The 26,125-nt window shown below is 73.5% G+C and carries 19 protein-coding genes and 3 pseudogenes; 11 read left to right on the top strand and 11 right to left on the bottom strand.

Going from position 1 to position 26,125, the window contains the following annotated elements:
• Positions 1–10: 10 nt before the first annotated feature.
• Positions 11–907, bottom strand: coding sequence for a sulfurtransferase (locus ET495_RS09580; RefSeq protein WP_129204555.1), 897 nt, complete (start codon positions 905–907; stop codon positions 11–13).
• Positions 908–1,137: 230 nt separating this feature from the next.
• Between ET495_RS09580 and ET495_RS18695 the strand changes: the two are divergent.
• The 5 genes and pseudogenes from ET495_RS18695 to ET495_RS09565 all read left to right on the top strand — a co-directional run.
• Positions 1,138–1,740, top strand: a pseudogene (locus ET495_RS18695) (transcriptional regulator); the annotation flags it as partial.
• Between the two features lie 203 nt (positions 1,741–1,943).
• Positions 1,944–2,297, top strand: coding sequence for a hypothetical protein (locus ET495_RS18690; protein ID WP_245993542.1), 354 nt, complete (start codon positions 1,944–1,946; stop codon positions 2,295–2,297).
• On the top strand, positions 2,246–2,482 hold the full coding sequence (locus ET495_RS18685) for a hypothetical protein (protein ID WP_245993539.1): 237 nt from the start codon (positions 2,246–2,248) through the stop codon (positions 2,480–2,482). The genes ET495_RS18690 and ET495_RS18685 overlap by 52 nt, the downstream gene beginning before the upstream one ends.
• 203 nt (positions 2,483–2,685) lie before the next feature.
• Positions 2,686–4,207, top strand: a pseudogene (gene exaC, locus ET495_RS09570) (acetaldehyde dehydrogenase ExaC).
• Between the two features lie 86 nt (positions 4,208–4,293).
• Positions 4,294–4,680: a DUF779 domain-containing protein gene (locus ET495_RS09565; RefSeq protein WP_129204554.1), complete on the top strand. Its 387-nt coding sequence runs from the start codon at positions 4,294–4,296 to the stop codon at positions 4,678–4,680.
• On the opposite strand, the gene ET495_RS09560 is transcribed toward ET495_RS09565, so the two are convergent.
• Both ET495_RS09560 and ET495_RS09555 read right to left on the bottom strand, forming a co-directional pair.
• Positions 4,677–5,066 (bottom strand): DoxX family protein, encoded by a 390-nt coding sequence (locus ET495_RS09560; RefSeq protein ID WP_129204553.1) that lies wholly within the window; start codon positions 5,064–5,066, stop codon positions 4,677–4,679. The genes ET495_RS09565 and ET495_RS09560 overlap by 4 nt on opposite strands.
• A 179-nt stretch (positions 5,067–5,245) precedes the next feature.
• A complete protein-coding gene (locus tag ET495_RS09555) occupies positions 5,246–6,760 on the bottom strand; it encodes a class I adenylate-forming enzyme family protein (RefSeq protein WP_129204552.1) in 1,515 nt (504 codons plus the stop codon).
• Positions 6,761–6,880: 120 nt separating this feature from the next.
• On the opposite strand from ET495_RS09555, the gene ET495_RS09550 reads away from it, so the two are divergent.
• A complete protein-coding gene (locus ET495_RS09550) occupies positions 6,881–7,711 on the top strand; it encodes a TetR/AcrR family transcriptional regulator (protein ID WP_129204551.1) in 831 nt (276 codons plus the stop codon).
• A complete protein-coding gene (locus tag ET495_RS09545; protein WP_129204550.1) occupies positions 7,708–9,396 on the top strand; it encodes an acyl-CoA dehydrogenase family protein in 1,689 nt (562 codons plus the stop codon). The genes ET495_RS09550 and ET495_RS09545 overlap by 4 nt, the downstream gene beginning before the upstream one ends.
• A 222-nt stretch (positions 9,397–9,618) precedes the next feature.
• Here the strand turns inward: ET495_RS09545 and ET495_RS09540 are convergent, their stop codons facing one another.
• The gene (locus ET495_RS09540) at positions 9,619–10,533 is read right to left on the bottom strand and encodes a DUF4190 domain-containing protein (RefSeq protein WP_129204549.1); all 915 of its coding nucleotides are present in this window, start codon (positions 10,531–10,533) and stop codon (positions 9,619–9,621) included.
• Positions 10,534–10,714: 181 nt separating this feature from the next.
• Between ET495_RS09540 and ET495_RS09535 the strand changes: the two genes are divergently transcribed.
• Both ET495_RS09535 and ET495_RS09530 read left to right on the top strand, forming a co-directional pair.
• Positions 10,715–11,971: a sensor histidine kinase gene (locus ET495_RS09535; protein ID WP_129204548.1), complete on the top strand. Its 1,257-nt coding sequence runs from the start codon at positions 10,715–10,717 to the stop codon at positions 11,969–11,971.
• A gap of 32 nt (positions 11,972–12,003) precedes the next feature.
• Positions 12,004–12,660 carry a response regulator gene (locus ET495_RS09530; protein ID WP_129204547.1) on the top strand — a complete coding sequence of 219 codons (657 nt, stop codon included), beginning with the start codon at positions 12,004–12,006 and terminating at the stop codon, positions 12,658–12,660.
• 314 nt (positions 12,661–12,974) lie between these two features.
• Here ET495_RS09530 and ET495_RS09525 read toward each other — a convergent pair whose 3' ends face one another.
• The 3 genes from ET495_RS09525 to aceA form a co-directional block, all read right to left on the bottom strand.
• Positions 12,975–14,255 carry a hypothetical protein gene (locus tag ET495_RS09525; RefSeq protein WP_129204546.1) on the bottom strand — a complete coding sequence of 427 codons (1,281 nt, stop codon included), beginning with the start codon at positions 14,253–14,255 and terminating at the stop codon, positions 12,975–12,977.
• Positions 14,256–14,447: 192 nt separating this feature from the next.
• Positions 14,448–16,109, bottom strand: a complete 1,662-nt coding sequence (gene aceB / locus ET495_RS09520; RefSeq protein ID WP_129204545.1) for a malate synthase A — start codon at positions 16,107–16,109, stop codon at positions 14,448–14,450.
• A gap of 37 nt (positions 16,110–16,146) precedes the next feature.
• Positions 16,147–17,466 (bottom strand): isocitrate lyase, encoded by a 1,320-nt coding sequence (gene aceA / locus ET495_RS09515; protein ID WP_129204544.1) that lies wholly within the window; start codon positions 17,464–17,466, stop codon positions 16,147–16,149.
• 166 nt (positions 17,467–17,632) lie between these two features.
• Here aceA and ET495_RS09510 point away from each other — a divergent pair.
• Positions 17,633–19,134: pseudogene (locus ET495_RS09510) on the top strand (helix-turn-helix domain-containing protein).
• Positions 19,135–19,197: 63 nt separating this feature from the next.
• Here the strand turns inward: ET495_RS09510 and nhaA are convergent.
• Both nhaA and ET495_RS09500 read right to left on the bottom strand, forming a co-directional pair.
• Positions 19,198–20,451, bottom strand: coding sequence for a Na+/H+ antiporter NhaA (gene nhaA / locus ET495_RS09505; RefSeq protein WP_129204543.1), 1,254 nt, complete (start codon positions 20,449–20,451; stop codon positions 19,198–19,200).
• A gap of 138 nt (positions 20,452–20,589) precedes the next feature.
• Entirely contained in the window at positions 20,590–21,009 is a 420-nt protein-coding gene (locus tag ET495_RS09500) for a pilus assembly protein CpaE (RefSeq protein ID WP_129204542.1), read from the bottom strand.
• Positions 21,010–21,422: 413 nt separating this feature from the next.
• On the opposite strand from ET495_RS09500, the gene phoH2 reads away from it, so the two are divergent.
• Positions 21,423–22,793, top strand: coding sequence for an RNA 5'-3' helicase PhoH2 (gene phoH2 / locus ET495_RS09495; RefSeq protein WP_211340814.1), 1,371 nt, complete (start codon positions 21,423–21,425; stop codon positions 22,791–22,793).
• Between the two features lie 66 nt (positions 22,794–22,859).
• On the opposite strand, the gene ET495_RS09490 is transcribed toward phoH2, so the two are convergent.
• Complete coding sequence (locus tag ET495_RS09490) at positions 22,860–25,100, bottom strand: exo-beta-d-1,3/1,6-glucosidase (protein WP_129204540.1); 2,241 nt, start codon at positions 25,098–25,100, stop codon at positions 22,860–22,862.
• The gene (locus tag ET495_RS09485; RefSeq protein WP_129204539.1) at positions 25,097–26,125 is read right to left on the bottom strand and encodes an ABC transporter permease; all 1,029 of its coding nucleotides are present in this window, start codon (positions 26,123–26,125) and stop codon (positions 25,097–25,099) included. The genes ET495_RS09490 and ET495_RS09485 overlap by 4 nt, the downstream gene beginning before the upstream one ends.

Below are 26,125 nucleotides of genomic sequence, written 5' to 3'. Positions count from 1 at the left end.
GACGCGTCGCTCAGGACGGGTCCGGGCCCGTCGCGATCGGGACGCGGACGGCGTTGCCCCACTCGGTCCAGCTCCCGTCGTAGTTGCGCACGTTGGGCAGGCCGAGCAGGTGGCGCAGGGCGAACCAGGTGTGGCTCGACCGTTCGCCGATGCGGCAGTAGGTGATCACGTCGTCGTCGGGCCGCAGGCCCAGGCCGCCGTCGCGGTAGATCGCCTCGAGCTCGGCGCGCGGCTTGTACGTGCCGTCCTCGGCCACCGCCGTCGCCCACGGGACGTTGCGCGCGCTCGGGATGTGCCCGCCGCGCAGCACGCCCTCCTCCGGGTAGTCGGGGATGTGCAGGCGCTCGCCCGTGTACTCCTGCGGGGAGCGGATGTCGACCAGCGGCCCGTGACCGAGGTGGGCGAGCACGTCCTCCTTGAACGCCCGGTAGGTGACGTCGTCGCGCTCGACGACGGGGTAGTCCGCGGCGGTGGGCGCCGGGACGTCGGTGGTCAGCTCGCGGCCCTCGGCGACCCACAGGTTGCGGCCGCCGTCGAGCAGCCGCACGTCCTCGTGCCCGAACAGCGTGAACACCCAGGCCGAGTACGCCGCCCACCAGTTGTTCTTGTCGCCGTAGAGCACGACGGTCGTGTCGCGGCCGATGCCGCGGGAGCCGAGCAGGGCGGCGAAGCCCGCGCCGTCGAGGTAGTCGCGCACCACGGGGTGCAGCAGGTCGGTGTGCCAGTCGACCTTGACGGCTCCGGGGATGTGCCCCGTCTCGTACAGCAGCACGTCCTCGTCGGACTCGACCACGACGAGGTCGGTGGTGCCCGCCGCGATCTGCTCGGCGAGCCACGCCGTGGAGACCAGGCGCTCGGGGCGGGCGTACTCGGCGAACTTGGGCGACGGGTCGAGCGGGGCGGGCATGACTCCTCCGGAAGGTCGTGGGCGGTGCGTCCCGGTGTCCGGGGCCGGGCGCAGGACTCCACCGAACCACGGGCCGGGGCCGGCGCGGCCCCGGCCGTTGCCACATCTCGGCATGTGGGACCCCGGTCCAGGGCGGCGTCTGGCCGCCGCCCGCCCACAGGGGGCTGTGTGATCCACGTCACCGTGCCTAGACTGGCTCACCGGTCCCGGACGACGACGTCGGAGGCAGCATGCGAGCGCGCACCATCCCCAGCCCCGGGATCCCGCTCAGCCCGGCCGCCTCCTCCCGTCGCGGGCCACGCTGGGTCCGGGCCGCACACGAACGGTTCCTCGCCACCGGCAGCCTGCCCGCGGGGCTCGACCCCGTCGTCGCCGCGTCGTGGCTGCGCAGCCGCCGCTCGGGCGTCGACCCGGACGACCCGCGCCCCGGCCTCGACCTCGCACCCGCCGACCTCGACGCCTACCGCCGCGACCACCCGCTCGCCGCGGGCCTGCCCGTCGCGCGCGCCCTGCTCGTCGAGTCCGCCGTCGCCGACGGGCTGGTCGTCGCCGTGTCCGACGACGCGGGCCGGCTCCTGTGGGTCGAAGGGACCGGGCGGACCCGCGCCGCCGCCGACCGCGTCGGGTTCGTCGAGGGGGCCGTGTGGCGCGAGGACGCCGTCGGCACCAACGCGCCCGGCACCGCGCTGGCGACCCGGCGCGCGGTGCGGGTGCTGGGCGCCGAGCACTTCTCGCGGCCCGTGCAGGAGCTGAGCTGCGCCGCCGTCCCCATCCGGGACCTGCGCACAGGGGCCGTGCTCGGCGTGCTCGACGTGACCGGCGGGCCCGCCGCCGGGTCCCAGGTCGTCCTCGCGCTCGTACGGGCGACCGCCGCGAGCGTCGAGGCCGAGATCGCCCGCCGCGACACCGTGCCCGCCGGCCCGCCCGCGCGAGGACGCGACCGGCCGGCCCCCTCGACGCGGCACCCGCGGCCGGCAGCGGCGACCCGGCGCGGGGCGGTGCCGACCTCGACCTGTCCGTGCTCGGCCCGCGCCCTGTGCTCACCGGACCCGCCGGCCCGCTGCCCGTACCGCTGCGGCACGCGGAGATCCTGCTGCTGCTCGGCGACCACCCCGGCGGGCTCGGCGCCGACGAGCTCGCCGTGCTGCTGCACCCCGGCGACCTCTCCGACGTCGCCGTGCGCGCCGAGGTGTCCCGGCTGCGACGCACCGTCGGCCCGCTGCTCGTGGGCTCACGCCCCTACCGGCTCGCACGCCCCTGCGCACCGACGTCGACGTCGTGCGCGAACGCCTCGCGGCAGGCGACGCCGTCGGCGCGCTCGCCGCCTACGGGGGGCCCGTGCTGCCGCGCTCGGCAGCACCCGGCGTCGAGCGGCTGCGCGCCGAGCTGACCGCCGAGCTGCGCACCGCGGTGCTCGACGCCGGCACCGACGCCCTCGCGGCATGGGTCTCGACGCCGGAGGGCGCCGACGACCACGCCGCCTGGACGCGGCTCGCCGCGCTCGCACCCGCCGGAGGGCCGCTCGCGGCACGGGCCCGCGCCCACCTGAACGTCCTCGACCACCTGCTGCGGTGAACGCGGCGCACGCCGGTCCCGGTATGGCGATGCACGTCGTGCCGGTGCCGGTGCCGGTGCCGGTGCCGGTGCCGGTGCTGGTGCCGGTGCCCGTGTCGGCGCGGGTGCAGGGCGGATGCAACGCAGATGCAACGAGCGGCGGCCTACCGTGCCCGCGGCGGCACGAAGCCGTGCCGTGAGACCGCTGCAGGGAGGCAGGAAGCATGACCGTCTACGCAGCCCCCGGCCAGACCGGGGCCGTCGCGCAGTACCAGCCCCGCTACGACCACTGGATCGGGGCGAGTACGTGCCGCCGTCGAGCGGCGAGTACTTCGAGAACCCGACCCCCGTCACCGGGCAGACCTTCACCGAGGTGGCGCGCGGCAACGCCGCCGACATCGACCGGGCGCTCGACGCCGCGCACGGCGCCGCCCGCGCGTGGGGGCGGACCACGGCCACCGAGCGCGCCAACATCCTCAACAAGATCGCCGACCGCATGGAGGCCCACCTCGAACAGCTCGCCGTCGCCGAGACGTGGGAGAACGGCAAGCCCGTCCGGGAGACGCTCGCCGCCGACATCCCCCTCGCCATCGACCACTTCCGCTACTTCGCGGGCGCCATCCGCGCCCAGGAGGGCTCCCTCAGCGAGATCGACGGCGACACGATCGCCTACCACTTCCACGAGCCCCTGGGCGTGGTCGGCCAGATCATCCCGTGGAACTTCCCGATCCTCATGGCCACCTGGAAGCTCGCCCCGGCGCTCGCGGCCGGCAACGCCGTCGTGCTCAAGCCCGCCGAGCAGACGCCCGCGTCGATCCTGTACCTGATGGAGCTGCTCGCGGACCTGCTGCCGCCGGGCGTCGTCAACGTGGTCAACGGGTTCGGTGCCGAGGCGGGCAAGCCGCTCGCGTCCTCGCCGCGCATCCGCAAGATCGCGTTCACCGGCGAGACCACCACGGGCCGCCTGATCATGCAGTACGCGAGCCAGAACATCATCCCGGTCACGCTGGAGCTGGGCGGCAAGAGCCCGAACATCTTCTTCGAGGACGTCGCCGCGGCACGCGACGACTTCTACGACAAGGCGCTCGAAGGGTTCACGATGTTCGCGCTCAACCAGGGCGAGGTGTGCACCTGCCCGTCGCGCGCGCTCATCCAGGGCTCGATCTACGACGACTTCCTCGCCGACGCGCTCGAACGCACCAAGGCCGTCAAGCAGGGCAACCCGCTCGACACCGAGACGATGGTGGGCGCGCAGGCCAGCAACGACCAGCTCGAGAAGATCCTCAGCTACATCGACATCGGCAAGGCCGAGGGCGCCACGGTGCTCACCGGCGGCACCCGCGCCGAGCTCGACGGCGACCTCGCGGGCGGCTACTACGTGACGCCGACCGTCTTCCAGGGCCAGAACTCGATGCGGATCTTCCAGGAGGAGATCTTCGGCCCCGTCGTCGCGGTCGCGAGGTTCAGCGACTTCGACGACGCGATCAAGATCGCCAACGACACGCTCTACGGGCTGGGTGCGGGCGTCTGGTCGCGCAGCATCGAGACGGCCTACCGGGCCGGCCGCCAGATCGAGGCCGGGCGCGTGTGGACGAACAACTATCACGCGTACCCGCGGCGGCGGCCTTCGGCGGGTACAAGGGCAGCGGCGTCGGCCGCGAGAACCACAAGATGATGCTCGCCCACTACCAGCAGACGAAGAACCTGCTGGTCAGCTACAGCCCGAAGAAGCTGGGCTTCTTCTAGCCCACCGCAGCCGAGCGGCCCCGGACGCGTGCACCTGACGGCGCGGCGGCAGGCGTCCGGGGCCGCTCCCCACGCTTGGAGGAGTCATGACGGGACAGCGGGTCGACGTCACCGAGGCGGCGGGCGCGCTGCTGGCGACCTTGCGGGCACGGCACGGGGAGCTGATGTTCCACCAGTCCGGAGGGTGCTGCGACGGGTCGAGCCCCATGTGCTACGCCCAGGGCGACTTCCTCACGGGGGACGCCGACGTCCATCTCGGCGACCTGGCGGTCGCGCCCGCCGAGGGCGAGCCGTTCACGGTGCCGGTGTGGATGAGTCGCGCGCAGTTCGAGTACTGGAAGCACACGCACCTGACGATCGACGTCGTGCCGGGGCGCGGCGCCGGGTTCAGCCTCGAGGCGCCCGAGGGGCTGCGGTTCCTGGTGCGCTCGCGGCTGCTCACCGACGAGGAGGCACGAGCGCTGGCGGGCTAGGGGGTGGGCGGCGCGGCCGTCGCCGACCACTGCGCGAACCGGCCGACGGCGACGACGAGCGCGAGGATGAGCAGCACCACGTTGACCGCGAGCTGCTGCGTCTCCTGGCGTCGCGTGTGGACGAGGATCGCCAGGAGCTGGAGCAGGGCCAGGCCGGACGCGGCGAGCGGGGTCAGCCAGACGAGCTTGCCCGTGGCCTGGGGGAGCACGAGCCCCAGCGCGCCCGCGACCTCGCACAGGCCGATGAAGCGGACCACCGGGTCGGGAAAGGCGCCCACCCACGGCATCCTGTCCGCCAGGGTGCCGCCGCGCAGCAGCTTGATGCAGCCGACGGCGAGGTAGACGGCCGCCAGCAGCCCGGCGACGACCCAGAGTCCGACGTCCACCCGACCCCCTCTTCCCGCACGCGAGCCCTCTCCGGCAACCTACTGCGCCGTCCCCGCCCGCGCCGCCACCGTGCGCCGCGCGGAGGCCGCGTGTCGCGCAGGGAGTCACCGCGGCAGTTCGTCGTCACCTCGTGCGCCCGGGGAGGCGAGGTGACGACGAACTGCCGCGGTGAATGTGGTCAGATTTCCGCGGCGTGGCTGCGGAGGACGTGTTTGGTGAGCTTTCCCGAGGGGTTGCGGGGGAGGGTTTCGAGGAGGACGACGTGGCGGGGCGCCTTGTAGCGCGCCATCCGGCCGGACAGGAAGTCGCGCACCGAGCCCAGCGTCGGCTCGGCGCCGAGCACCGGGACGATGTACGCGACCACCGACTCGCCCCAGTCGGCGTGCGGGCGCCCCACCACGGCGACGTCGGCGACCTCCGGGTGCCCGCGCAGCGCCTCCTCGACCTCCTGCGAGTAGACGTTCTCGCCGCCCGTGATGATGACGTCCTTGAGCCGGTCGACGATGAACAAGAACCCGTCCTCGTCGACGTGCGCCACGTCGCCCGAGCGGTACCAGTCGCCGACGAAGGCCGCCCGCGTCGCCTCCTCGTCGTCGAGGTAGCCGAGCATCCGGGTGTCCGAGCGCAACCAGATCTCTCCCGTGCCGCCCGGGGCGACGTCGTTGCCGTCGAGGTCGACGACGCGCACGTCGACGCCGGGCATGCCCGCGTGGCCGATCGACCCCGCCTTGACCTCCTGGTGCGCGGGACCGAGCGTCGTGCCGACCGGGCCCATCTCGCTCATGCCATAGACCTGGTGGAACTCGCCGGGGTAGAAGTCCGCGATCTGCGCCACGACCTCGGCGCCCACGGGTGCGCCGCCCGCGAGCCACAGCCGTGCGCTCGACAGGTCGAACGAGGCGAGGTCCAGGCCCTGGGCGCGCGCGACCTGGAGCGGGGCGACGTACGCGATCGGCGCCCCGAAGAACGCCGTGGTGCGCTCGGCCGCGACGGTCCGCAGGAACTCCACCGGGTGGTACTCGCGCTGGAGCACGACGGTGCCGCCCAGGAAGACCATCGACATCAGCCAGTTGTTGAGCGGCGACGCGTGCCAGATCGGCATCGCGAGCAGGAACCGGTCGTCGTGGCGCAGCCCCACCGCGGCCGTCGTGTAGGCCGCCACGGACGCCAGGCCACGGTGCGTGTGCAGGCAGCCCTTGGGGGCTGACGTCGTGCCCGAGGTGTACAGGATCTGGGCCACGGCGTCGTGGTCGGGTGCGACGCCGTCCCACGGCTGCGCGGACGCGACGAGGCCGTCGAAGCCGCCGCCGTCCTGCCCCTCGGTCCACAGCCAGCGCAGGTCGGGCGCGCCCGCGCGCACCACGTCGGCCAGCGCGGCGTCGGCGATGCCGAGCACGGCCCCGCAGTGGGTTACGAGCCGGGCCACCTCGGGTGCCTGGAGCTTGTGGTTGACGGGGACGAGCACGGCGCCGGCGCGCCACAGGCCGAACGCGGCGAGGACGAACCCGGGCGTGTTGTAGGTCACGACGGCGACGCGGTCACCCGGCCGCACGCCCGCGTCGCGGAACACGGCGGCGGCACGCCGGGCGCCGTCGTCGAGGTCGCGGTAGGTCAGGCGGCGCTCGCCGTGGACGAGCGCCTCCTTGGTGGGGAACTTGCGGGCGGTGCTCTCGAGCATGGCTGCCAGGTGCATGCGGACTCCTCGACGGCTCTGTCGCGGACGCCGTCAGTGACGGGCGTCACAGGGATGACGGAAGAAGTGAATCATGGTTCAATCCTTCGCGGAAGAGGTTCCTCGACGACGCGGAGGCGCATGGTGCCCTACCGGCAGACCACGGCCCGCCTGGCCGCCCAGGAGGCCAAGCGCACGGCGCTGGTCGACGCGGCCCACACGCTCCTGGCACGCGGCGGGTTCGGCGCTGTGAGCATCCAGTCGGTCGCCGCCCGCGCCGGCGTGAGCACCGGCAGCGTGTACTCCTACTTCCCCGACAAGGCGGCGCTGCTGGTCGCGGCGTTCCGGCTCGCCGCCGACGTCGAGCTCCACGCCGTGCAGGCCGCGTGCCGGCCCGCTCCGGGTGACCCTCCCGGAGAGCGGTCGGCGCGGCGGCTCGGCCGCGCCGTCGACACGTTCGCGCGGCGTGCCATGCGGGGGCGCACGCTCGCCGCGGCCCTCCTGCTCGACCCCGTGGACCCCGCCGTCGACGCCGCGCGGCTGGAGTACCGCCGCGCGTACGCCGAGGCGTTCGGCAGCGTCGTGCGCGACGGCATCGCCTCGGGCGAGCTTCCCGAGCAGGACGCCGCCCTCGCGGCGGCGGCGCTCGTCGGCGTCATCGGCGAGTCGCTCACGGGCCCGCTCTCGCCGCTCGGCGCGGGGCGGGCCGACGACGGCGCCGGGCCTGACGGTGACGGCCGCGGGGGCCCGGGTGACGGTTCGTGGCCGACCGATGCCGACGTCGAGCGGGACCGCGTCGTCGCCTCGATCCTGCGCTTCTGCCTCGGTGCCGTGGGCTCGCCGCTGGCCTCGGCCGCTCACGTGCCCGACCCGCACCCCGCCCGACCGGTGGTATCCGCACCTGCACCCGAAACACCCGCGCACGATCCGAACCCCAGCCCACCCGTCCCGGCGTCGAAGGAGATCCCGTGACCACCGCACTGCACCGCACCCCGGCTCCGGCGCCGCACACGACGCACGACGTCACCAACCAGCCGCCCGAGCGCGTCGGCCTCAACGAGTACCTCGACCATCCGGTGCTGCGCGACGCGGTCCACGCGTTCGGCGGCGGCTGGGGAGAGGACCGGCTGACGGCCGTCGGCGCGCTCGTCGGCACCGGCGAGCTCCAGCAGGCGGCCGACCTGGCCAACACCCACGAGCCCGTGCTGCACACCCACGACCGCCGCGGCAAGCGCATCGACGAGGTCGAGTACCACCCCGCCTACCACCGCATCATCGGGGCCGCCGTCGCGCACGGCGCCCACACGAGCGCGTGGGCCGAGCCGCGCCCGGGGGCCAACGTCGTGCGCGGCGCCGTCTTCTCGCTCTTCGCTCAGGTCGAGCCCGGCCACTCGTGCCCGGTGTCGATGACGCACGCGGCCGTGCCGACGCTGCGCTTCGCGCCCGCGCTCGCCGAGGTCTGGGAGCCGCGCCTGCTCGCGCGCGGGTACGACGGCGCGCTGGCGGCCCCGGCGGCCAAGCCCGGGGTGCTCGTCGGCATGGCCATGACCGAGAAGCAGGGCGGCAGCGACGTGCGCGCCAACCGCACGCACGCGATCGGCGGCGAGGATGGCGCGTGGCTGCTGACGGGCCACAAGTGGTTCTGCTCGGCGCCGATGTCCGACGCGTTCCTCGTGCTCGCGCAGACGGAGGCGGGCGAGGACCGCCCGGCGCCGTCGTGCTTCCTCGTGCCGCGCGTGCTCGACGACGGCACGCGCAACGCGTTCCGCATCCAGCGGCTCAAGGACAAGGTCGGCAACCGGGCGAACGCGTCCAGCGAGATCGAGCTCGACGGCACGGTCGCGTTCCTCGTGGGCGAGCGTGGCCGAGGGGTGCGCACCATCATCGAGATGGTCCAGCGCACCCGCCTCGACTGCGTCCACGGCACGGCCGCGGGCATGCGGCAGTCGGTCGCCGAGGCGCTGTGGCACGCGCGGTACCGCCGCGCGTTCGGGGCGGTGCTGGTGGAGCAGCCCGCGATGACGGCGGTCCTGGCCGATCTCGCGCTGGAGTCCGAGGCTGCGACCCTGACGTCGATGCGGCTCGCCGCGGCGTACGACGCCGAGACCGAGGCCGAGCGTGCCTTCCGGCGGCTCGCGACGGCGGTCGCCAAGTACTGGGTGTGCAAGCGCGGGCCGCGGCACGCGTACGAGGCGATGGAGTGCCTCGGCGGCAACGGCTACACCGAGGACTTCCCGCTGGGACGCCGGTACCGCGAGCAGCCGGTCATGGCCGTGTGGGAGGGCTCGGGCAACGTCATCGCGCTCGACGTGCTGCGGGCGCTGGCACGCGAGCCCGAGACGGTCGACGCCTTCGCCGCCGAGCTTGCGACGACGGCGGGGGCACACCCGCTGCTCGACGCCCACGTGGCTGGCACCCAGACGCTGCTGCGCGAGATCGCGGGGGCGGAACCGGCCGACGCGCAGGCGCTCGCGCGGACCCTCGTCGAGCGGCTCGCGCTCGCGCTCCAGGCGTCGCTGGTGGTGCGTCACTCGCCGTCCGGCACGGCGGACGCGTTCGTCGCAACCCGGCTCGGCCCGGACCGCGGTCACGAGTACGGCACGCTCCCGCGGGGAACCGACGCGGCGGCGATCCTGTCGCGGCACAGCGACGGCTGAACACCGGTGCGAGTCCGGCCAGCGGCGGTGACGGCGACGCCAGCCGAGTCCGGCCGACGGCGGTGGCGGGGACGCTAGCCGAGTCCGGCCGACGGCGGTGACGGGGACGCCAGCCGAGTCCGGCCGACGGCGGTGACGGCGACGCCAGCCGAGGTCAGGCAAGCTCAGCCGACGGCAACGGCGGGCGACCCCAACTCCGGGCCGCCCGCCGTCGCCGAGGCGTCACCGCGTGAAGAACACCTGGTCCCCGAACAGGCTCGTCCGCAGCGTGAACAGTCCCGGAGCGCCCGCCGGGACGGCGACGCAGGCGTTGGCCGAGAGCTCCGCGCCGGCGTACAGCTCGGCGACATCAATGAGCGAGTCGGGGACGACGCCGCAGGTGCCGTCGTACGTGACGTTGTCGTCGCCGACGAAGCGGACGCTCAGGTCGACCCACGGCGTGCTGGGCTGGTCGCCCGTGAAGGTGCCGGTGAGCGGCACGATCCAGTACTCCATGCCGTCGTCGGGCGCGGTGTTGAACTGGTTCGCTGCCTGGATCTCTCCCCACGCCTCGCGCGGGGTGCCGAGCGTGATCGTCCAGTCCGTGCTCGTGACCTGGGTTCCGACGGGGTAGGGGTTCTGGCGCGTGCCGGACGGCGCCCCGTCGTCGGCCGCGGCGTCGTCGCCCGCTTCAGGGGTGCTCGGCTCTGCGGCCTCGTCGTCGCCCGCCGGACCGGCGTCGGTCGCACCGGCGTCGTCGGTGCTGGCTGTGGGAGTGTCCGCGAGGGAGTCGGAGACATCGTCGAGCACCTTGCCGTAGAACGACTGCGAAGCGAAGACACCGACGCCGGCCAGCACCGACAGGACGATCGCGGCGATCGCGAGGCCCTTCTTGGGCGCTCCCTTGCGGGCCTTGAGGAGCCCGATGACGCCGAAGACGAGCCCCAGACCGGCCAGCGGGAACGCGACGTTGTTGACGATCGGGATCAGGCACAGCACGAGGCCGATGAGGCCGAGCACGAAGCCCGCGGTCGCGAGGCCGTTCGAGGCAGGGCCGTTCGACGCAGGGCCGTTCGACGCAGGGCCGTTCGACGCAGGGCCGTTCGATGCGGGGGAGTGGCCGGTGCCGGGCGTCGGCGGGACGAGCTGCTCGCTCATGTGTTCGCTCCAGGGTGGGTGGGGCCGGAAGGCCGAGGGAGAGGTGCGGGACCCGCGGCTGCGGTGCAACGCGTCCCACCCTTGCGGCCCAGCCCGGTGCGGCACATCGCCCGGTCGGGCGGGGCCGGGTCGCCCGACCGGGCGATCCTGGCTGTCGGGGGTTGTCCGTACCCTCTGTCGCGTGAGCTCTCCACGCCCTGCCCTGCTGCCGCCCGACGACGTCGTCGGCGCCGTCGGGGAAAGGGCGCGCGGGCGGCTGAGCCGCTGGGCCGCCCGGTGGGGCACCGCGACGGCAGTCGTGACGGCGTTGTTCAGCTCGTCGGTCGCGGCCGTCTTCATCGACGGCCACGATTCCGGCACCGTCTCGGCGCGCGCCGCCGTGGCGCTGCTCGTGGGCTGGGTGATCGCGGGCGGGCTCGTCGTGCGGCGCCGTCATCCGGTGGTGTTGACGCTGGTCGCGTCGGGGGCTGCGCTGGTGCTCCAGCTCGACACGTTCGTCGCGCTGCTGGCACTCACCTGGGTCATCGCCTCGCAGCGCGTCCGTACGGCGCTGTGGTGCGGGGCGGCGGCCACGGCGGCGACGGCCGTCGCGCTCGCCCGCGATCTCTCCCGAGCGCCGGGCGACCGCGTGTTCGCGGTGCATGACGAGGTGACGGGCGCGCTGACCAGCGCGCCCGGGCCGCTCTCGTTCTGGGTCGCCGGGGTGCTGCTCGTGGCCGCGGCGGTCGGCACCGGGCTGGTGCGCCGCTACCGGACGGAGGCCGACAGCTCGTACGAGGCCCGTGACCACGCCGTCGCGACGCTGCGCGAGCAGACGGCGCGGCAGGATGAGCGCGAGCTCATCGCCCGCGAGGTCCACGACACCGTCGCGCACCACATCGCGACGATCGCGATGCAGGCGTCGGCGTTCGAGGTGACGCAGCACGACGACGCGGCCAAGGACGCGGCCCGGCAGGTGCGCCGCTCGGCCCAGCATGCGATCGCCGAGCTGCGGTCGCTCCTGACCGCGCTGCGCACGGGCGAGGGTCCGGGGCGGGACGGCGCGTCGCTCGGCGACCTTGTTGCGCTCCTGGACGGTCTGCGAGAGCGGGGCCTCAACGTGACCGGAACGGTGTTCGTGTCCGATGCCGAAGCGGCATCCGAGGTGCTCGCCCGCGCGACGTTCCGGATCGTCCAGGAGTCGCTGACCAACGCACTCAAGCACGCCCCCGGCGCCGTAGCCGACGTGTCGGTGCGTGCCGGCCGCACGGTCGGAGTTCACGTCCGGGTGTGCAACGGCCTGGTGCCGGGTCTCGGCCCCGGCCCGGGGACGCGGTCCGGGCTCACCGGGATGGGCGAGCGGGCCACGGCGCTCGGCGGCACGCTCCGGGCAGGCGTCGTCGGGAACCAGTTCGTGGTCGACGCGCGGCTTCCGTGGTCGGAGCGGGCCCTCGCGTAGCTCTGTCGGTGCCTTGACGTAGTGTCCGGCTCGTGACACGAGCGTTGATCGTCGACGACGACCCCCTGGTCCGCCGTCTCCTGACCACGGTGCTGACTGCGCAGGAGATCGAGGTCGTGGGCGAGGGTGCCGACGGATGCGAGCTGGTCGGGCTGGTGAACGCGCACCGCCCCGACGTCGTCCTCCTGGACCTGCACATGCCGCGTGTCGGTGGGCTCGACGCGCTCGCGGCGCTGCGCCGCGCCGGTCACTCGACCGCCGTCGTGGTGCTCACGTCGTTCGGCTCGGACGACGCCGTGCTCGCCGCGATCCGGGCCGGCGCGGCCGGGTTCCTCGGTAAGGACGACGATCCCGAGCGCATCGCCGCGCAGGTGCGTGACGCCGCCGCGGGCCGGGCGGTCGCCGGCCCGCGCGCCATCGACACCCTGGTGCGGCACGCGGCCGAGGCGAGCGCGGGCCGCGAGCAGCGTGAGGCGGTGCGGGCCTTGGGGCGTCTCACCGAGCGGGAGCGCGAGGTCGCGAGCTGGCTCCCGCACGGCTGGTCGAACCCGCAGATCGCGCGTCGGCTCTATCTCGGGGAGAGCACCGTCAAGACGCACCTGAGCAGCGCGATGTCGAAGCTCGCGGTGACCTCGCGCGAGCAGCTCGCGGTGCTCGTGGACCGAGCGGGGGCGGCTGCCCTGCTGTAGCGAGGGGCGGGGAGCCCGTCGCCGGGGAACCGATCGAGCCCGCCCAGCACCTCGGCGGGCACGGCCGGTCCCCGCTCGCGGGAGGCGGACCCGTGCTCGGTGCGGTGCCTGAGTCGTTCCACTGCCACACCGTGCCGGTCCGCGGGTGCCGGTCCGCGGGTGCCGGTCCGCAGGTCGGCACCCGCGGCGTCCATCGGGTCGGCCACCCACGGCCGACCCGATGGACGGCTCCGGTCGACCACACCGGCCAGCCGGAACCTGCCGCTCGTCCGCGAGCTGGTCGTTCCCCCGGAACCCTCCTGCCCGCGGTTCGCTCAGCCGTTGGCGGCCTGCGGGAGTGCGCCCTTCGAGGCGGCCGTGACGGTCAGCCCGAGGTCGACGGTGCGGTGCGAGGTGGTGCCGGTGAGCGTGATCGTGTGGTCGCCGACCTTGGTACCCGCCGGGATGTGGAACTGCAGGGCCACGTCCCCGGCGCTGTTCGCGGTGGTGGTCGTGGCGACCCCGTTGTCGAGGCGAACCTGCACGGCCTCGCCGGGGGCGAACCCGTGACCGGCGAGTGCCACGACGGCGTCCTGGGGCACCGATGCGCGTGCGGCGTTGTTGATCGTCACGCTCGGGGAACCGGAGGCCGCCTGACCCGGGGCGGGGGCCGGCCCCGGCGCGGGTGCGGGTGGCGTGCCGGGAGACGAGGTGTCGGGGTGTGTACCAGCGCGTACGGACATCGTCAGGAGGATGGACGCGGCCTGCCCCATGGTGCCTGCGGGGAAGGCATCGTCATAGCCGTCGGTCGCGGCGGTGACCGCGAACTTGCCGGTCTCGGGGCATCCGGGCGGTGCTGTCGCGGGCAGCGTCACCGTCAGCTTGCCCGCCGCCGACAGTGTGATCGGGACTTTGTAGTTGCACCCGTCGTCCGTGGGACCGAACGTGTAGAGGTTCCCTACGGTCACCGTCGCGGGGTCGAACGACGGTGTGTTCAGCCCGATGCTCGGCTCGGTGTTGTCCCAGTGGTTGCCTGTCGTCACCGTCAGCGTGTCGCCCCACGAGGCCGACGTGTCGTCGGAGAGGCAGGAACGGTATCCGGTCGAGAACGTGGCGGTGACCGTCACGTCCGTGGGTGCCCCGGTGTCCGTCGACGGCACGAGGGTGGCGTCCGCGCTGATGGCGACGGTGCCGTCGCCGGGATCGCGGTCGAACAGGAGGTACACGTCCTCGCCTGCAGCGAGTTCGGTTCGCACCTGGTCTGGCAGCACCGCCGTGACCGTGACGTTCCCGGAGGCGGATGAGGCGGTGACGGGGACCTTCAGGGGTGGTGCACCGATGTTGGTCCCGCCGTCGGTCCACCACTCCCAGGCGTCCGTGTCCAGGACGCCGGGGAGGTTGGCGAGCGCCGCCGGCAGCACCATGGTCACTGTCGATGCCTCGGGCGAGACCTCGACCTCGCCGAAGTCGACACCGCCAGGCGCGTATTTGGCGACGGCCCAGCAGTCTTGAGCGTCGATCGCGACCGTTGCCGCCAGCGCGGGTGTCACCACCCCGGCGCCGACGGCGAGGGCGCCCGCGGCGACGAGCGCCGCCTGTACCTTCCGTCTCGACATGACCACTCACCTCACTCGCGGTGTCCGCGCGCCGTGCGCGGTCGTCGCACACGGTTTACAGGTGACGTACACCTCGCCGACGAGCGATGACGCGACCAGGCGCGCGGCTGGCGCGTCGAGGACGGCGCGACGGACGTCCGCGCAAGGCAGAGGGCACGCACCCGATGGGTGCGTGCCCTCTGCCGCTCGCGCTCAGTCCGCCAGGTACCGCTCGTACGCGATCGTCGTGAGGAACTCGGGGAACCCGTCGCCGAGCGCGACCTCGCGGAACACGGCGGCGGCGTCGTCGTACCGGTCGCCCGGGAACCGATCGAGCCCGCCCAGCACCTCGGCGAGCACGGCCAGTGCCCGCTCCCGGGTGACGGCCCCGTGCTCGGTGCGGGTGCCTGAGGCGATCCACTGCCACACCTGGGACCGCGAGATCTCTGCCGTGGCAGCGTCCTCCATGAGGTTGTCGAGCGCTGCCGCGCCGGTGCCGCGCAGCCACGAGGCGATGTAGCGCACGCCCACCGAGATGTTGGAGCGCAGCCCGCACTCGGTGATCGAGGCCCCGGTACGCCCGGCCGACGCGACGTCGAGCAGGTTGGCCTGCCCCACCTGGACGTCGTCGCGCAGGCGGTCCACCTGGTGCGGCCGCGAGCCCAGCACGGCGTCGAACTGCGCGCGCGCGGTCTCGATGAGGTCGGGGTGCGCGACCCACGTCCCGTCGAACCCGTCACCGGCCTCGCGCCGCTTGTCGTCACGCACCTTGGCCAGGGCCCGCTCGGTGACGTCGGGGCGACGACGGTCGGGGATGAACGCGCTCATGCCGCCGATGGCGTGGGCCCCGCGCCGGTGGCAGGTGGAGACGAGCAGCTCGGTGTAGGCGCGCATGAACGGGGCCGTCATGGTCACCTGGTTGCGGTCGGGCAGCACGTACGAGGCACCGCGCGTGCGCAGGTTCTTGATGATGGAGAACAGGTAGTCCCACCGGCCGGCGTTCAGGCCGGCGGCGTGCTCACGCAGCTCGTAGAGGATCTCCTCCATCGCGAAGGCGGCAGGCAGCGTCTCGATGAGCACGGTCGCGCGGATGGTGCCGCGCGGGATGCCCAGCGCGTCCTGCGCCGCCTCGAACACCTGGTTCCACAGCCGCGCCTCGCGGTGCCCCTCCAGCTTGGGCAGGTAGAAGTACGGGCCGCGGCCGCGGGCGATGAGCTCGGCGGCGTTGTGGAAGAAGTAGAGGCCGAAGTCGACCAGGGCTCCCGACGCCGCCGTGACCGTCCCGTCGGAGTGCTGCACGCGCAGGTGCGCCTCGGGCAGGTGCCACCCGCGAGGGCGGAACACGATGGTGGGCAGGTCGGTCAGGTTCGCGGACCGCAGCTGGTACTCGCGGCCCTCGGGCGTGGTGAGCGAGAGGGTTCCGCGAATCGCGTCGTGCAGCGACAGCTGCCCTCCGACGACGTTCTCCCACGTCGGCGCGCAGGCGTCCTCGGCGTCCGCGAGCCAGACCTTGGCACCCGAGTTGAGGGCGTTGATGGTCATCTTGGGGTCGGTCGGGCCGGTGATCTCGACGCGGCGGTCCTCCAGGCCGGGAGCTCCCGCGCACCCGGCGGCACGCCACGTACCGTCGTTGCGCACGGGCCGGGTGGTCGGGTCGAAGTCGGGGTCCTGGCCCCCGATGACGGCACGGGCGCGGCGCTCGCGGGCCGCCAGGATCTCGGCCTGCGTGTCGGCGAAGCGCTCGTGCAGCATCGCCAGGAACTCCAGCGCCTCGGGCGTGAGGATCTCGGCGTCGCGCGCGGTGGCGCGCCGGGTCGGCGCGACCTGGGTGCCGGACAGGGCGTCGGGGATGGGGCGTTCGGTGAGGGTGGTCATGGTGTGCCTCCGTGCAAGGGCCGTGGCAGCGGGCAGGTCAGTGGAACTGGGCCGTCTCGGTGGAGCCGGCGAGCGCCAGGGTCGCGGCGTCGGGGTTGAGCGCGGTGGCGATGCGGTCGAAGTAGCCGGTGCCGACCTCGCGCTGGTGCTTGGTGGCGGTGTAGCCGCGTGACTCGGAGGCGAACTCGGCCTCCTGGAGCCGCACGTAGGCGGTCATCTGCTCGCGGGCGTAACCGTGCGCGAGGTCGAACATCGAGTGGTTGAGCGCGTGGAAGCCGGCCAGGGTGATGAACTGGAAGGCGTAGCCCATGGCTCCCAGCTCGCGCTGGAACCTCGCGATCTCGTCGTCCGAGAGGTGCTTGCGCCAGTTGAACGACGGCGAGCAGTTGTAGGCGAGCATCTGGTCGGGGAACTCGGAGCGGACGCCTTCGGCGAACGCCCTCGCCAGCGCCAGGTCGGGGGTGCCCGTCTCCATCCACAGCAGGTCGGCGTACGGGGCGTAGGCGCGGGCCCGGGCGATCGACGGCTGCAGACCGTTGCTGACCTCGTAGAAGCCCTCCGCGGTGCGGCCCCCGGTGAGGAACGGGCGGTCGCGCTCGTCGACGTCGGACGTCAGGAGCGTCGCGGCCTCGGCGTCGGTGCGGGCGACGACGATGGTCGGCACGCCCGCGACGTCGGCGGCCAGGCGTGCGGCGTTGAGGGTGCGGATGTGCTGCTGCGTGGGCACCAGCACCTTGCCGCCCAGGTGGCCGCACTTCTTCTCGCTCGCGAGCTGGTCCTCCCAGTGCACGCCCGCGGCGCCCGCGGCGATCATCGCCTTCATGAGCTCGTAGGCGTTGAGCGGGCCGCCGAACCCGGCCTCGGCGTCGGCGACGATGGGCGCGAGCCAGTCCTCGACGGTGCTGCTGCCGTCCATGCACTCGACCTGGTCGGCGCGCAGGAGCGCGTTGTTGATGCGGCGCACCACGGTGGGCACGGAGTTGGCGGGGTAGAGCGACTGGTCGGGGTAGGTCTGGCCGGCGTTGTTGGCGTCACCGGCGACCTGCCAGCCCGACAGGTAGATGGCCTGGAGGCCGGCCTTGACCTGCTGCACCGCCTGGTTGCCGGTGAGCGCTCCGAGCGCGTTGATGAACTCGTTGGCGTGCAGGCTCTCCCACAGGCGCTCGGCGCCGCGGCGAGCGAGCGTGTGCTCCTCCTGCACGGACCCGCGCAGCGCGACGACGTCCTCGGCCGTGTAGGTGCGCGCGACACCGCTCCAGCGCGGGTCGGTGGCCCACTCGTGGGCCAGCTCGGCGGCGGTCTGGACCGTGTCGCCGGGGCGGCTGCCGGTGGCGTGGCGGTCGGTGATCGCGGTCATGGGTTGCTCCTCGGGTCGTGGCGACGTCGAGCCCGGGTGAGACACCGTCGCACCGGGCCGTGGCACAGACGTTCCTCCTTCGGAGGGCCGCGTCGCCACCCCAGGAGAGGAGAAGTTTTCCGGAATTTCTTCTAGAGGAAAGGGGCGCGGTGTGTCACCATGAGTCATGGTTATCTTGACGTCGAGAGAAACCGATTCACGGGTGCCGGGCAGCCCCGTGCCCCTGGCAGACGAGCCGGACGCCCTCACGATCGGCCGCAGGATCCGCCACCTGCGCACCCAGCGCGGCATGACGCTCGAGCAGCTCGCCACGGCCATCGGCAAGGCGTCCTCGCAGGTCTCGCTGCTGGAGAACGGCAAGCGCGAGCCCACGGTCGCCCGGCTCCAGGCCGTGGCCAGGGCGCTGGACGCGAGCGTCGAGGATCTGCTCTCGCCGCAGCCGCCCTCGCGTCGCGACGCTCTCGAGATCGAGCTGGAGCGCGCCCAGCGCGGCCCGCTGTTCGAGTCGCTGGGCATCCGGCCGGTGCGCGTGGGACGCGGTCTCGCGACCGACGCGCTCGAGGCGATCGTCAGGCTCCAGCGCGAGCTCGAGAGGCTGCACACCGAGCGCGCGCTCACGCCCGAGGAGGCGCGCCGCGCCAACACCGTCCTGCGCGCCGACATGCGCGCCCAGGACAACTACTTCCCTGACCTGGAGGTCGTCGCGCGCGGTCTGCTCGACGACATCGGGCACCGCGGCGGTCCGCTCCCGCAGCGCCAGGCCGGCGAGCTGGCCGCGCACCTCGGGTTCGAGATCCACTACGTGCCCGACCTGCCGCACTCGACCCGTGCCGTCATCGACCGGCGCTTCCACCGGGTCTACCTGCCGAGCGACGGTATCCGCGGACGCTCCGACGCCCGCTCGGCGCTGCTTCAGGCGCTCGCCTCGCACGTCCTGCAGCACGCCGTCCCGCGCGACTACGCCGACCTGCTGCGCCAGCGCGTCGAGGCCAACTACCTGTGCGCCGCGCTGCTGCTGCCCGAGCGCGACGCCGTGCGCTTCCTCAAGTCGGCCAAGGAGCAGCGAGCCATCTCGATCGAGGACCTGCGTGACGCCTTCGCCGTCTCGTACGAGACGGCCGCCCACCGCTTCACCAACCTCGCCACCCGGCAGCTCGGCATCCCGGTGCACTTCATGAAGATCCACGAGTCCGGGGTGATCCACAAGGCCTACGAGAACGACGGCGTCCGGTTCCCCACCGACGCGCTCGGCACCGTCGAGGGGCAGTACGTGTGCAAGCAGTGGACGGCCCGCGTCGTGTTCCTGGTGCCCGACCGGCTCGCGCCGTACTACCAGTACACCGACACCGCGACCGGCACCTACTGGTGCACCTCGCGCGTCCAGGACTCGCCCGACGGCCTCTTCTCGGTCTCGGTCGGCGTGCCGTACGCGCAGGTCAAGTGGTTCCTGGGCCGCGAGACGACGGCACGTGCGACGTCCCGCTGCCCCGACGAGTCCTGCTGCCGCCGCCCCCGGAGCCGCTCGCCGCCCGCTGGGCCGGCCAGGCGTTCCCGAGCGCCCGCCCGCACGCCTCGATGCTCGCGGCGATGCCGCAGGGCGCCATGCCGGGTGTCGACCAGACGGAGGTCTACGAGTTCCTCGACCGGCACGCGCCGTCGCCGCACTGACCGGCCGCCGCCCGGGCCCCGGCCGCCGCCGGGGCCCCGCGCCAGGTCGACGGGTCCCGCCCCTCAGATGCGGTCCACGACGTCGTCGGGCACGCCGTCACGGTTCATGTCGGGCCCGCGCGCCTTGCGCGCATCCCAGCGCAGGCAGGCCGCGCCGAGCGCGGCCGCGACCACCGAGGCGCCCAGGACGGCGGCCTTGGCGCTCTCGGTCGGGGCCGCCGCCTGCCCGAACGACAGCTCGCTGACCAGCAGCGCGACGGTGAACCCGATGCCGGCCAGGAACCCGACGGGCAGCAGGTCGCGCAGCCCCACGCCCTGCGCGAGCCGCAGCGGCGTCAGATGGGTGACCAGCGCCGTCGTGCCCAGCACGCCCACGAGCTTGCCCACCACGAGAGCGACGACGACGGCGAGCGCCACGGGCCGGCCGACGACGGCGCCGCCGCCCGCCAGGGACACCCCCGCGGCGAAGAACGCGAAGACCGGCAGGGCGAGCCCTTGCGACCACGGGGCGATCGCACGCCCGGCGGCGTGCGTGCGCGCCTCGGCCTCGCCGTGGACGGGCCTCGCCGGGACGGTGAAGCCCACGAGCACCCCCGCGACGGTCGCGTGGATGCCCGAGGCGTGCAGCAGCGCCCAGGCGGTGAGCCCGAGCGGCACCAGGGCCCACAGTGGCGGCCGGCGCACGCGCACCAGCAGCCCGACGGCGGCGACGGCCGCCAGCGCCCCGAGCAGGGGCAGGCCGTGCAGGTCGCCGCTGTAGAACACCGCGATGACGGTGATCGCGAGCAGGTCGTCGACGACGGCCAGGGTCAGCAGGAACGTGCGTACCGCCGTCGGCAGGCCCTTGCCGAAGACGGCGAGGACGGCGAGCGCGAACGCGATGTCGGTCGCGGTGGGGATGGCCCAGCCGTGGCGGGCGGGCGCGTCGTGCAGCAGCGTGACCGTCGCGGCGTACAGGGCCGCGGGCAGCGCCATGCCGCCGACGGCGGCGAGGATCGGCACGCCCGCCTCGCGCGCGTCGCGCAGCGACCCGGCGACGAGCTCGTGCTTGAGCTCGAGCCCGACGGCGAGGAAGAACACGGCCAGCAGGCCGTCGGCGGCCCACGCGGCGAGCGTCAGATCGAGGTGCAGGGCGCGCGGCCCGACGACGGTGCCGGACACGGCCTCGTAGGCGCCGTGCCACGGCGAGTTCGCCCAGGCGAGCGCGAGCACGGCGGCGCCGAGCAGCAGCATGCCCCCGGTGGTGTCGCGGGCCAGGGTGTGGGCCAGGCGGGTGCCCAGGCGGGTGCCCACGCGCGTGAGCGGTGGTGTTGGCATGGTGGCTCCGGGGTCGTCGCGGTCGACTGGGCCGCCGGCGCTCCCGCCGGCGCCGCCGACCAGACTTCCCGGCTCACCGCCCGACAGCCTATCGAGCCGGAGGCCGCCGGTCGGCCGGGACCGCCGGGACGCCCCCGGTCAGTCGGTCGCCGCGTGCACCAGCGTCAGCAGCGCCTCGGCGTACGCGTCGGCCGGGTTCTCGGAGTCGAAGACCTGCTCGTGGCGCCCGGGTACCTCGACCAGCACCTGATACCAGCCGGTGGTCGACCGGGCCAGGCTGCGGAACGCGGGGCCCAGCAGCTCGCGGAGCTGGTCCTCACGGGGCAGCCACAGCGCGTCCTCGATCCGCACCGAGTCGAGCGCCCACTCGGTGGTGCCGTTGAACCCGAGGATCGTGCCCGTGGGGTGATCGTGGCGTTCGACCACCATGTCGCTCACCGTGAAGACCTCCTCGGCGAGCGGCTCGGTCAGCACGCTGAACCGGTCACCGGTCTCGGGGCGCCACACGAGGCCCGCCTGCCTCAGCCGCTCGGCCGCGTCGCGCGAGATGCCGCTCATAGGTCCATGCTGCCGCCAGGCGCCCCGGCGCGCCGGGTCGTGCGCGCAGTGTCGGTGCGCACAGTGTTGGCGCGCTCAGTGTCGGCGCGCACGGTGTCGGTGCGCGCAGGGCCGGTGCGCACAGGGCCGGCGCGCGCAGGGTCGGCGCGCGCCGCCCTGGGGTCGGACGCGAGTCGCGGCGGTGAACAGTGCGTGACAAGTCGGCGACACGCCTCACCAGGTGTGGTCGCCCGAATGACAGGTCCGTAGTTTGGGTGACAGGACGGCATCCAGCCGTCCTCCGGGAGGCCAGCCCATGGAGTCGTCGCTCCGCGCGCACAGGCCGGTACCGGCCCTGCGGCACGGCGCCGCAGCCAGGGTCGGCCACCCGCGCCACCTACCGAGTGCGCCGCCGCGCCGGAGGGAGCTTCTCCGTGGAGACCAGCCAGAACGCCACGCCCCAGGCCGACCCCCACGGTCGTGACGAGAGCGGACGCCGCACGTTCGTCATCGACACGTCCGTGCTGTTGTCCGACCCGCGCGCCCTGTTCCGGTTCGCGGAGCACGACGTCGTCCTGCCCGTCGTGGTCGTGACGGAGCTCGAAGGCAAGCGGCACCACGCCGAGCTGGGGTACTTCGCCCGTTCCGCGCTGCGCATCCTGGACGACCTGCGGCTCGCGCACGGGCGCCTCGACGCGGCGCTGCCCATCGGCGACGCGGGCGGCACGCTGCGCGTCGAGCTCAACCACATCGACGCCGAGGTGCTGCCCACCGGGTTCCGGCTGGGTGACAACGACACGCGCATCCTCGCGGTCGCGGCCAACCTCGCGGCCGAGGGCCGCCGCGTCACGGTCGTCTCCAAGGACCTGCCGATGCGGATCAAGGCGTCGGCCGTGGGCCTCGACGCCGAGGAGTACCGCGCCGAGCTTGCGGTCGACTCCGGCTGGACGGGCATGGCCTCGGTCGACGTGTCGGACGAGCAGATGGGGTCGCTGTGGGAGCACCAGGTGCTCGACGTCGCCGAGCTCGACCCCGCCGTCGTCGAGGCGGCGTCGCCGCTGCTCGTCCACACCGGCCTGGTGATCCACTCGCCGCGCGGGTCCGCGCTGGGACGCGTCACCGCCGACAAGAAGGTGCGGCTGGTGCGCGGCGACCAGGAGGTCTTCGGCGTCCACGGCCGGTCGGCCGAGCAGCGGGTCGCGATCGACCTGCTGCTCGACGAGGAGATCGGCATCGTCTCGCTCGGCGGGCGGGCCGGCACCGGCAAGTCGGCGCTTGCGTTGTGCGCGGGCCTGGAGGCGGTGCTCGAACGGCGTCAGCACCGCAAGATCCTCGTGTTCCGGCCGCTGTACGCCGTCGGCGGGCAGGAGCTCGGCTACCTGCCCGGCAGCGAGTCCGAGAAGATGAACCCGTGGGCGCAGGCCGTGTACGACACGCTCGGGGCGCTCGTCTCGCCCGAGGTCGTCGACGAGGTCGTCCACCGCGAGATGCTCGAGGTGCTGCCGCTGACGCACATCCGCGGGCGCTCGCTGCACGACGCGTTCGTGATCGTCGACGAGGCGCAGAGCCTGGAGCGCAACGTGCTGCTCACGGTGCTCTCCCGCATCGGCCAGAACTCGCGCGTCGTGCTCACGCACGACGTCGCCCAGCGCGACAACCTGCGCGTCGGCCGCCACGACGGCGTTGCGGCCGTCATCGAGAAGCTCAAGGGTCACCCGCTGTTCGCCCACGTGACGCTGACCCGCTCGGAGCGCAGCCCGATCGCCGCCCTGGTCACGGACATGCTCGAGCACCTGGAGCTGTGAGCCGCGCTGCGGCGCACGCCGAGGCGGTGCCCTCCCGCGCGGGAGGGCACCGCCTCGGCGGCCGGGTCAGCGGAGCGTGAAGCGGGTGCGCAGGAGGTCCGCCGGGCGCGACGACCGGCCCACCCGGAGCTCGAAGTCGCCCGGCTCCACGATGCGCCCGCCGTGGGCGTCCACGATCGTGCAGGCGCTCGCCGGCAGCTCCAGCGGGACGGTCACCGACGCGCCCGGTGCGACGGCGACCTGCCGGAACGCCTTGAGCTCGTGCTCGGCCCAGGACGCCGACGTGACCAGGTCGCACACGTAGACCTGCACGGTCTCCAGCGCCGGACGCGCCCCGGTGTTCGTGAGCGTGACGCGTGCGCGCACGACGTCGGACGCCGTGAGCTCGGGCCTCTCGACGACCAGGTCGGTGTACTCGACGGTCGTGTACGACAGGCCCTCGCCGAACGCGAACGCCGGAGCCTGGGTGAGGTCGGCGTAGCGGTCGCCGTGCTGGCCGCGGATCTGGTTGTAGTACGTCGGTTGCTGGCCCGCGTGCCGCGCGAAGGAGATCGGCAGGCGCCCGCTCGGCTCGATCCGCCCGAGCAGCAGCTCGGCGAGCGCCGTCCCGCCCGTCATGCCGGGGTTCGCCGCCCAGACCAGGGCCGCGGCGTCGAGCGCCGACGGCGGCAGCACGAGCGGCTTGGACGCCAGCAGCACCACGACCAGGGGCTTGCCGGTCGCGGCGAGCGCGTCGAGCAGCGCGACCTGCCCGCCGACGAGCTCGAGCGTCGCCGTCGAGCGGCCTTCACCGACCAGCTCGATGCGGTCGCCGACGACGGCCACCACGTAGTCGGCCTCCTGTGCCGCCGCGACCGCCTCGGCGATGAGCGCCGCATCGGGTGCGGCGGGCACGACGACGGGCGGGCGCGGCTGCCCGTCGGGGAAGAACTCGCCTGCGGGATCGGGTTCGAGCGTGAGGATGTCGGCGCCGCGTGCGTGCGTGACCTGCCACCCGGCGGGCACGGCGGCGCGCAGGCCGTCGAGCACCGTGGTGATCATCGCGCGCGGCTGCCCGTCGGGCAGCCAGTCGACCTGGCCGGAGGAGCCGGCCCAGTCCCCGAGCTGCGTCTGCGCGTCGTCGGCGAGCGGTCCGACGACGGCGACCCGGCGCGGGGCGGCGTCGTCGGCGGGCAGGGGGAGCACGCCGTCGTTGCGCAGCAGCACCAGCGAACGCCGGGTGACCTCGAGGTTGAGGTCCTGGTGGGAGCCGACCACCGCGGCGATGCGCGCCGGGTCGGGGCGGCGGCGGTCCTCGAACAGCCCGAGCTCGAACTTGAGCGTGAGGATGTGGCTGACCGCGTTGTCGAGCTCGGACTCCTTGAGCAGCCCCTGGTCGATCGCGGCGAGGGCGCCCTCGAAGAACTGGGGCGTGGTCATGACCATGTCGTTGCCCGCCTTGACGGCGGCGGCCGCGGCGTGGGCGATGTCGGGCTGGACCTTCTGCTCCCAGACCATGCGCCCGACGTTGTCCCAGTCGGTGATGAGCATGCCCGCGTAGCCCCACTCGCGGCGCAGCACGTCGGTCAGCAGCCAGTCGTTGACGGTGATGGGGACACCGTCGGTGGTCTGGTAGCCGAGCATGAACGTGCGGCAGCCCTCGTGCGCCACGCGCTCGAACGGCGGCAGGAACCACGAGCGCAGCTTGCGCCGGGAGATGTCGGCCTCGGACGCGTCGCGGCCACCCTGAGTCTCCGAGTAGCCGGCGAAGTGCTTGGCCGTGGCGAGGATCGCGGTGGGGTCGCTCAGCCCGTCGCCCTGGTAGCCGCGCACGGCCGCGCTGGCGAGCTCGCCGATGAGGTGCGGGTCCTCGCCGAACGTCTCGTTGACACGGCCCCAGCGCAGGTCGCGCGCGATGCACAGCACGGGGGAGAACGTCCAGTGGATGCCCGTCGCGGCGACCTCGACGGCTGTCGCGCGTGCCATCTTCTCCACCAGCGCGGGCGACCACGTGGCGGCCATGCCGAGCTGGGTCGGGAAGATCGTGGCGCCCTCGAAGAACGAGTGGCCGTGGATGCAGTCCTCCCCGATGAGCAGCGGGATGCGCAGGCGGGTGCGGTCGGTGACGTCGTGCGCCTCGCGCACCAGCGCGGGCGAGGTGTGCAGGATCGAGCCGACGTGCGTGCGCAGGATGTGGTCCTCGACGCCCTCGCGGGCGTCGAGCTGCAGCATCTGGCCCACCTTCTCCTCGACCGTCATGCGGCCCAGGAGGTCGGTGACGCGCGCGGCGACGGGCAGGGTGGTGTCCAGGTAGAGCGGCGTGCTCATGCGCGTGTCTCCTCGGTGGTGGGTGCGTCGTCGGCGGGGGCCGTGACGGGTGGCGGCGCCGTCGGGACGGCGCGCACCTGCGTGACGGCCGACGTCGCCCGCATGCCGCGCTTGCGCAGCGCGCGGGCGCGCTCGCCCGCGGACCGCAGGCGCGGGTTGACGTACTCGTCGATGCCGAAGTTGATGAGCGACAGCGCGACGCCCAGCAGGGCGATGGCCAGGCCGGCGGGCACGTACCACCACCAGAAGTTCGGGAACGCGCCGTTCTGCTGCGCCCAGAACAGGATCGTGCCCCAGTTGAGGTTGGTGATGGGGATGACGCCGATGAATGCCAGCGTCGTCAGGCCGAGGATGGCGGCGGTGACGGTGCCGACGAACGACGACGCGATGATCGCCATGAGGTTGGGCAGCATCTCTACGGTGATGATCCGCCACAGCGGTTCGCCGTTGGCGCGGGCCGCCTGGACGAAGTCGCGGTTGCGCAGCGACATCGTCTGGGCGCGCAGCACGCGCCCGCCCCACGCCCAGCCGGTGATCGCCAGGACGGCGGCGACCAGCACGAGCGACGGGTTGTCCTGCTGGGAGGTGATGATGATCATCAGCGGCAGGCCGGGGATCACGAGGAACACGTTCGTCAGCGCCGACAGCGACTCCGACTTCCACCCGGACACGTAACCGGCGGTGACGCCGATCGCGATGGCGATGACCGTGGCGATGATGCCGGCGGCGAAGCCGACGATCAGCACGCCGCGCGTGCCGTACACGATCTGGCTGAACACGTCCTCGCCCATGTGGGTGGTACCCAGCCAGTGCGTGGTCGACGGCGCCTGCCGCAACGCCTGGAAGTCCTTGGCGAGGGGGTCGAACGGTGCGACGAGCGGGGCGAAGACCGCCATGAGCGTGAACACCGCGAGGATGCACAGCCCGGTGACGGACTTGCCGTTGCGGAACATGGCGAACGCGCTGGCCCGGTGTGCGGGCGTGGGAGCCTCGACCGAGGTCGGGCTGGTGACGGTCGCGGTCAT

Source organism: Xylanimonas allomyrinae, assembly GCF_004135345.1.
In the GTDB taxonomy this organism is placed as follows: domain Bacteria; phylum Actinomycetota; class Actinomycetes; order Actinomycetales; family Cellulomonadaceae; genus Xylanimonas; species Xylanimonas allomyrinae.
Note: the sequence above shows the minus strand (reverse complement) of the source record. Positions and strands in the feature narration are given on the sequence as shown.

Bases quoted from the DNA above. Each gene is read 5' to 3' on its own strand.
- ET495_RS09580 (WP_129204555.1), bottom strand. From the start codon at position 907: ATGCCCGCCCCGCTCGACCCGTCGCCCAAGTTCGCCGAGTACGCCCGC.
- ET495_RS09565 (WP_129204554.1), top strand. From the start codon at position 4,294: ATGACGGGACAGCGGGTCGACGTCACCGAGGCGGCGGGCGCGCTGCTG.
- ET495_RS09555 (WP_129204552.1), bottom strand. From the start codon at position 6,760: ATGCACCTGGCAGCCATGCTCGAGAGCACCGCCCGCAAGTTCCCCACC.
- ET495_RS09550 (WP_129204551.1), top strand. From the start codon at position 6,881: ATGGTGCCCTACCGGCAGACCACGGCCCGCCTGGCCGCCCAGGAGGCC.
- ET495_RS09540 (WP_129204549.1), bottom strand. From the start codon at position 10,533: ATGAGCGAGCAGCTCGTCCCGCCGACGCCCGGCACCGGCCACTCCCCC.
- ET495_RS09525 (WP_129204546.1), bottom strand. From the start codon at position 14,255: ATGTCGAGACGGAAGGTACAGGCGGCGCTCGTCGCCGCGGGCGCCCTC.
- aceB (WP_129204545.1), bottom strand. From the start codon at position 16,109: ATGACCACCCTCACCGAACGCCCCATCCCCGACGCCCTGTCCGGCACC.
- aceA (WP_129204544.1), bottom strand. From the start codon at position 17,466: ATGACCGCGATCACCGACCGCCACGCCACCGGCAGCCGCCCCGGCGAC.
- nhaA (WP_129204543.1), bottom strand. From the start codon at position 20,451: ATGCCAACACCACCGCTCACGCGCGTGGGCACCCGCCTGGGCACCCGC.
- ET495_RS09500 (WP_129204542.1), bottom strand. From the start codon at position 21,009: ATGAGCGGCATCTCGCGCGACGCGGCCGAGCGGCTGAGGCAGGCGGGC.
- ET495_RS09490 (WP_129204540.1), bottom strand. From the start codon at position 25,100: ATGAGCACGCCGCTCTACCTGGACACCACCCTGCCCGTCGCCGCGCGC.
- ET495_RS09485 (WP_129204539.1), bottom strand. From the start codon at position 26,125: ATGACCGCGACCGTCACCAGCCCGACCTCGGTCGAGGCTCCCACGCCC.